At 52.1% G+C, this 7,049-nt stretch carries 7 protein-coding genes and 1 tRNA gene; 4 read left to right on the plus strand and 4 right to left on the minus strand.

Going from position 1 to position 7,049, the window contains the following annotated elements:
• Window positions 1-31: 31 nt before the first annotated feature.
• The 3 genes from BHW66_RS02760 to BHW66_RS02770 are packed head-to-tail and all read right to left on the minus strand — an operon-like array spanning window position 32 to window position 2,116.
• Complete coding sequence (locus BHW66_RS02760; protein WP_022198638.1) at window positions 32-571, minus strand: hypothetical protein; 540 nt, start codon at window positions 569-571, stop codon at window positions 32-34.
• A complete protein-coding gene (locus tag BHW66_RS02765; protein WP_286688877.1) occupies window positions 568-1,767 on the minus strand; it encodes a hypothetical protein in 1,200 nt (399 codons plus the stop codon). Before BHW66_RS02765 ends, BHW66_RS02760 begins: the two co-directional genes overlap by 4 nt.
• 13 nt (window positions 1,768-1,780) lie before the next feature.
• A complete protein-coding gene (locus BHW66_RS02770) occupies window positions 1,781-2,116 on the minus strand; it encodes a hypothetical protein (RefSeq protein WP_286688878.1) in 336 nt (111 codons plus the stop codon).
• Between the two features lie 428 nt (window positions 2,117-2,544).
• Here BHW66_RS02770 and BHW66_RS02775 point away from each other — a divergent pair.
• The 4 genes from BHW66_RS02775 (at window position 2,545) to BHW66_RS02790 (ending at window position 6,249) form a co-directional block, all read left to right on the plus strand.
• A tRNA-Cys gene (locus BHW66_RS02775) sits at window positions 2,545-2,619 on the plus strand.
• 107 nt (window positions 2,620-2,726) lie between these two features.
• A complete protein-coding gene (locus BHW66_RS02780) occupies window positions 2,727-3,311 on the plus strand; it encodes a hypothetical protein (protein WP_102733871.1) in 585 nt (194 codons plus the stop codon).
• Between the two features lie 2 nt (window positions 3,312-3,313).
• Complete coding sequence (locus BHW66_RS02785) at window positions 3,314-4,522, plus strand: hypothetical protein (protein WP_102753077.1); 1,209 nt, start codon at window positions 3,314-3,316, stop codon at window positions 4,520-4,522.
• Window positions 4,519-6,249: a hypothetical protein gene (locus tag BHW66_RS02790; protein WP_286688879.1), complete on the plus strand. Its 1,731-nt coding sequence runs from the start codon at window positions 4,519-4,521 to the stop codon at window positions 6,247-6,249. The genes BHW66_RS02785 and BHW66_RS02790 overlap by 4 nt, the downstream gene beginning before the upstream one ends.
• A 343-nt stretch (window positions 6,250-6,592) precedes the next feature.
• Here BHW66_RS02790 and BHW66_RS02795 read toward each other — a convergent pair.
• On the minus strand, window positions 6,593-7,049 hold a 457-nt coding region (locus BHW66_RS02795; RefSeq protein ID WP_286688880.1), incomplete at its 5' end, for a M15 family metallopeptidase.

Here is a 7,049-nt window from a genome sequence, read left to right on the forward strand (position 1 = left end):
CTTTAAAGCCACCTTGTAATAAAATGTCTCACTATCTCCAGGGCGATTGATCGACCACGGAGAAATCTTTTCTTCCTACATACTTCCTCCGAACACCGGAATCTCCATATCCGTCACGAAAGATTACTTCCAACTCATATTTCTCACCATTGCGAAGACGGCGTGAAGGCCCAAAATAGTGCATCAACAGATACGCATCTTTGATGAGCACTTCATGTCTTTCTCCCGGCTTCAACGTGATGAAGTTCAAGAACTGTCCTCGCTCAATGCAATAATGAGGGTAATATGCTGCTACCTTTTCCTTTTTCTCTTTTGTCAATTTCCAAAAAATCTCTATGGAAATATGCGGACCGTTATCCTTGAGAGGATAGAAGTCATCGAAAAGACGCACGGTCTTTTCGCCCTTGTTCGTGAACACCAGCTTGAAGTCAGGGAAGGCAGCCCTCGCGTCAAATTCGGTTTTTTCCATCACCACGGAGCATTCCACTCCGTTGTCGGCCATGTCCCCCCATGCCGCAGCATGGAGGGACAGGCTTGCCAGAAGTATTAAATACCGGAAGATTTTTTTCATTGCAGCGTGAGCCTGGCCGTTGCCCGGAGAACCCCCAGGAAACAATCCTTACCCTGCTGATTATAGTAGCGCGTTTCGAGTTCACAAGAACATTGTTTCCAGCCTTCCAGATCGACTTCATCCAGACACACCGGAATCGTGACGCTGTATTCCTGACCGGGTGCAAGCTCCCGGTAGTTCAAGGGTCGCTGGAAGGTCATGGTGCCTATTTCCCTGTTCAGAACGCGCATTTTCCCCTGTTGCGTCCTCAACACCGTCACGAAAAAGAAATCGGACGTTTCGTCGTTGATTTCATCGGGAATGCGGACAGGCTCGTTTCCTTCGTTGCGGAAGCGGACTGTGATTTTGCCTTCCGTGAATTGGGAAGTATCCGCCATGGAGAGGATCAAGGACGCCGGTTCCTCCGCAACAGCCATGCTGCGGGTTTCACCTTCTCTGACCGGAGGCATGAAACAGGGCGGCTCGATCGTTCCAGGTTTCGTGATAAACCTGGGCACATTGTTCCACCCCATCGCGTCGGCCAGACGAATGACATAGGCGGTTGCCTCGTTCAGGACTTCCTGTCCGGCACAATAGGGTCTGTCATTGGCATCATCCGGCAACGCCAGTACATAGGCTGATGTCTCCGTCCAAAGATCCAATGCCATTTCATTGGCAAGAGCCTGCATGAACTTCACGGCTTTATCCATGTTCGGTTCTTTGTCGCAGGAGATAGTCTGCTTTTCAAGCATTTCCTGTATTTTGGAGTCCTTCCAGTAGAACTTGTAGGCATCCTCCCATTGACGGCGGTGGTGTTCTTCGTGGGCGAGGGAAGCCTGCGGCGTGTGCCATGTGCCCACTCTTCCGCGGGCCTGGTAGCCGTTCATTTCGTTGACCGCTTCGACGGCTTCTTCTTCATTGAGAGGGGGATCAACATAGGGATTCACGTAAATGCCTTCATACATAGTTAGCTTGGCTCCGGCAGAAACGGAAACAACACGACACCTCCATACGTTTTCCGATTCATCTTTGCAAACCGTTACGCAAATCTTAGGTCTCAAGCTACTTACATTGCAGTCACCATTCCCTTCCAAATAGACGGGTTCCGGTTTCTCAAATTCCAGTTCCACTTCCTTGGATGGCTCACAGGTGATAGTGGATTCCTTTTCAATCGTCCACAATTTGATTTTGGGGGACGGCGAGAATTCGCGCTTCATCGTCGAGTTGCCTTCATACTTCCCTGCCTGAATGGGTTTTCAGGTACCTGGAATCGGTTTCAATATTCAGCTTGCCGTTGGGCGGTGTCCCATCCTTTTTTATAGCTTGCTCACCGGCAATCGTCAGGCTGCCTGTGTCGTCGGCTTCTACGCCGAAATAATACAGGCCGTCTTCCTCGACCTTGATGAACATTTCCGGCGCTCCGGCGCAAGTGGCGTGTTCACACGCCGAACCGTCAAAGTTGAACGTCATCGCGTCAACTCCGAGCGTCTTGCTGATAAGAGGCTCATTCCCTTGATAAATGCAGACGGGATTAACTGCCTTGTTGATTGGTATATAATTGTTCATTGCTATTGTTGTTGTTTACTTTTTGGAAAGACTGAACCATCAGCCTTCCGGTATTCTGGCGGCGTTCCCTGAACCCATCAACACGTTTAACACGTAGTCCCCCCTCATTCGGAACGAAGAGGAACGACCTCCCCTCTAATTTTACGTGCTGCCGTGAACTTGCAAAAAAACTCCTGGTGCATTTTTATATCCTGATTCACGCCATTTTGGAACAAAGTTGCTCCATATAGATCTGACAACAGGCACGGGCGGCATTCCGCCGCACAATCATGATGCCTTAAAAAACAAGCATTCTCTCCTTCTCTGTCCGTTCCGCCAAAGAAAAAGGCTGTTTCCAGAGAGTCCTTCACTTAAAAACAAAGCATCTTTTCCAAAAACGAGATTGACACCCGCGGTTCTTTTCCCTAGTATCCGCGCACAGCATCAGCGGCGGGGTAGCCAAGTGGTAAGGCGACGGTCTGCAAAATCGTTATTCGCGGGTTCGATTCCCGCTCCCGCCTCCATGTTTACTTTCAACATTTTACGCCTTTAGCGTAGTAAAAAATGTAGTAAACATCTTGTTTTTAGTTCCACTTTTGGAGCAAGCCTTGTCTTGGAAGGAGGGTGCATTATGAGTTCCAGCCCCTCTGTTATACACGTTTACGGCGATTGGCTGGACTACCTGCTGCACGCCTACGGCGAAACGCAGGAACAATGGAATGCGCCTTTTGATGCCGCTCCCATCCTCCCTGAACTCTCAAAAGAACTCTATGAATGCGGTTTGAATCATCATCAGCTTGACGTGGTGAAAGAAGAAATAGCGGACGCCCGCCTGCATATCCTTATCGGAATTTTCACTATCATCTTCCGTAACGGCTACCACCCGCAACGCGTCACCCGGAATGTTTACAAACTCGCCAAACTATACTGCCCGGAATCAGTAAAAAACTTGTCTCATTCCGATCTCGCTCTGCTGACCAGCGACACAATCAGCGCATCATCCATGCGGGCGCATGCCTGCAACGCTTTCCTGGACTCCTTAACACCCGCCCAAGCTCAAGCTCTTATCGACAAATACGGTAAAACCGCCCTGCACAAGCTCGCACAAGTTTCCTGGACCAGCCGGAAGGCCCAAAAGAAACGTCGCAGGAAAAAGAAGCAGGACACCCCCGCCCACCGCACACGCAAACACCCGGAACTCAATCTTGACCTTTGACCATGGACGCCATCACCCGCGCACAAAAACATATTGATACCCTGGAACCGGCTGTTTCCGGTTCTGGCGGCCATGCGGCAACCTTCCGCGCATGCCGCATCCTTGTAAACGACTACAATCTATCTTTGGATGAAGCCTGGCCTATCCTGTTATCATTTAACGCCCGGTGCGAACCGCCTTGGAATGAAAAGGAACTCCGGCGCAAGTTGGAAGACGCGGCGCGCCGCCCCAAGGGTAACTACGGCACCGACAAATCCCAAGGACGCAAAAAACCGGAACCGACTACCTTGCCCCCCTCTAAACGCATAGCCAAGGGACCAGCCAAATACAACCCGCCACCCAAGGCCCCCACAGGGCCGCCGCCAGTCCCGCAGCTTGATTCTTCCGTCATTGCCACCCTGGCGGAAAAAGGGGCTCCAGTATTATCCCGCTATTTCCTCGCCAACATCTCCGCCACAGATCCGGCCATAGTTACGCCGGATCTGTATTTACGCGCCCTGTTTGATACGGCACGCGGTGAAAAAACAATCATTTTTGCCGACCGAAAAACGCAAGGTCAATGCCTCTGGCCAGACCAGGCCAAACACATTCCCACGGCCGCGCCGGACGGCATTATCTTCCTGGGGCAGCCCGTGGACGGATTTTTCCGCGTCAGGGACGGAAAAAAAAGCCGCCGCTCTTCAGAATGCGTCCTCACCTGGCGTCATGCCTTGCTGGAATCAGATCAAATGGACAACGCAAAACAATGGCTCCAGGCACTCATTACTTTGCCTCTCCCCATTGTCTCCATCACCTTCTCCGGCTCTCGCTCTCTACATGTACTCTTTCGGCTGGAGGCGGCCACACACGAAGAATGGCGCGGCTATGTGGACCAGATAAAGCCCGCCTTAGCCCTCATTGGCGCGGACGTTCAGGCACTCACAAACCATCTTGTCATGCCGCGCCTGCCCGGCTGCTATCGCACCGTAAACGGCGAGAAAAAGCTTCAGGAACTCCTGTATTTCAACCCGCGCCCCACCTTGCGCCCCCTGCTCTACGCCACTCCGCTCCGCAATGTAGAACAGGATTGGACAACCCGCGCCGCGGAAATCGTCGCCCGGCCGGATGAATGGCCGTTGCCCTTGATCCAGCAAGCCGCCGCAGCCTGCACCACCTACGGCCTCAATGCTGCCCTCCAATCTCTCACCCCCTTACTCCCTCCCAAAAAATGACTTCCCCCCAAGAACTTATTCTCAAATTACAAAATTTGCTAACCAACGCCTCCGGCGCGGATCTTCAGCAATTTCTGGCCGGTCTGGAGCAACCAAGCCCCGCCCCTGCCGGAGACGACCTTACGCCGGACGGCAGAATCAAAGTTGCCATGCCCTCCAAAAATGGCACGACAACCCCCCAATGGTGCGAACGCGTTGCCATAGCCCTCCAACGCGCCAATGCCCCTATTTATAATCTGGCCGGCTCTCCTGTGTATATCACAGACGACGGCAAAACCGTGTACCTTAACCCCAACAATTTCATTTCCGCTGCGGAAAAATATATCTGCCCGTGCGCTTTCCGCTCCAAAGATGATTCAACGCTCGTTTACCAGCCCATGAAGGAACCGCTAGCAAAGCTCACCCTTTCATCCATGGAATTCCTCACGGCCATCCCGGAATTGATCAAAATCCACGACCAAATCACCCCGGCCATGCTCCCTAATGGCTCCTACCACCTCAACCAACGCGGCTATGATCCGGTAAGTAAGATCTACACCCTGAAAACCGCCGTGGACTACGACACGGAAATGCCGTTGGAGCAAGCCTTGCTTATCTGGCGCAACTGGCATAAAGAATTCCCCTTTCTGGACTGGTCTTCCTCTGACCTCCAGGAACGGGCCACATCCGCCACATCCCGCTCATTTGCGGTCCATACCTGCGCCTGCGTCGCCCTGTACGCATCCGCCATGCTCCCCTTGTCCTCACCTCGACTTGGTTATGTCTATACCTCCAATTCTCAAAGATCCGGCAAATCACTATTGGCAGACCTTGCCACCGGCATCACGTACAACAATAACGCAAAACATCCATGGTATTATGACGACGAAAAGCTTCAGGGCGTCTTGAACACCATCCTCAACACCCGCGCGCCCTACGTCTATTTTGACAACCTGCGCGGCAAGCTGCAATCTACTTGTTTAGAATCCTTCATTTCTTCCGTCTCCCAAGACATACGCCCATTTCATACGCAATCTCTTGTTACCAAGCAAAACTGCGCCACCGTCTTCATCACCGGAAACTCCCTGGAGTGGAACACAGACCTTGCTTCCCGGCTGCTGATATGCGACTTGAATTTGACAGAATCCAATCCCCAGGACCGGACAGTTCAGCGCGTCATTGACCTTGAAACCATTCAGGACTCCGGCAACCGGGCGGAACTTCTGGCCTGCCTGCATGCGTTTGTTCGCAACTGGATAGAGCAAAAACGGCCCATGCCGGACAAAACAAGAGCAGGGTTTCAACGCACATCATCCATTATTGCGGGCATTGTCTCCCTGCTTGGCATTGGCGATCCGTTCGGGGAACGTCCTGATGAAATATACGGAGGCGGAGACCAAAACCTTCAGGACATGCGCGACTTGGTGCAAACGGCGGCGGCACGCCTGAAGCCCGGTGAAACATACGGAGAAATCAAATGGGACGAAATCATAGAAATCTGCATTGAACGCAACTCATTTGAATCTCTTATTGACGCACGTACGGAATACGTGACGGAAACGGACGAAACCGGGCATGAAAGCAAGATACCCCGTTACAAACTCACCCAGGCATCCAACAAACGCTTTTCCTTCCTTCTTAATTCAACCTATGGAGGGAAGACATTCAAACTAAATGACGGCCGCACCGTCAAATGGGATTCCCGCGGAAAGAAGCGCAGTAAAAAATATACGTTCCAAATATCCTGATGATGATAAAAAAGCGGCCTTATTAGCCGCGCCAGCATGACAACCGCACGCTTGACAAATCCGGCAAAAAGAGCATAGTAAGGACGTATTGATTGCCGAACATCACATGTTCACCTTCTAAACAATCGGCCCCGGCTGCTGGAACAGCCGGGGCCTTTTTTGTCAGCTGAACAGAACTATCAAAAGCTCAATCAGCCGTTGTATTGAATGCCAGTCTATTATCACATATTACACCTCCTTTCTTAGTTCCGGGACCAACCCGGCACGGCCAATATACAGAAAAACGGAACTTTCCGCAAGATATTTTTATCTGTAATTTTTTGACGCTCAAAAGATTACTGTTTTACAGCCGGGCGAATTGAAGGTGCATCCAGTCATAATTCCGTTCACGGCCTAGGGAAACGGCCCCATGGGCTTCCCATATCCGCCACCACTCTTCACACTCCGGGCGGGAAAGCCCGGCATGGGGGGCTTTGCAGGAATAACTGTTCCGCACCGGGTCAAAGTCCAGGGCAATCCCCCAGGCGTGCATGCTCTTGCTTTTGCCTCCGGCCGTGCTGCGGTCATTGTAGGATCCGCCATACTGGTCCAGGTGAAGCGCGCGGATCCGGTCCAGGCCATACGCGGCCAGGACTTCCGCCAGGGCCGCCTGAACGTCCTGGGCGATTGCCTGATGCACGCGGATCGTTTTCACGGGCCGCCCCTCATAATATAAAGGATAAGGGGGGACAATAGAAACAAGGTTGTTTTCGTCCCCTGGCCGCCCAAAAATGGAAAGACCGGCCCGGACGGTTGCCTGG

The organism is Akkermansia sp. 54_46, assembly GCF_001917295.1.
Taxonomy (GTDB): Bacteria; Verrucomicrobiota; Verrucomicrobiia; order Verrucomicrobiales; family Akkermansiaceae; genus Akkermansia; species Akkermansia muciniphila.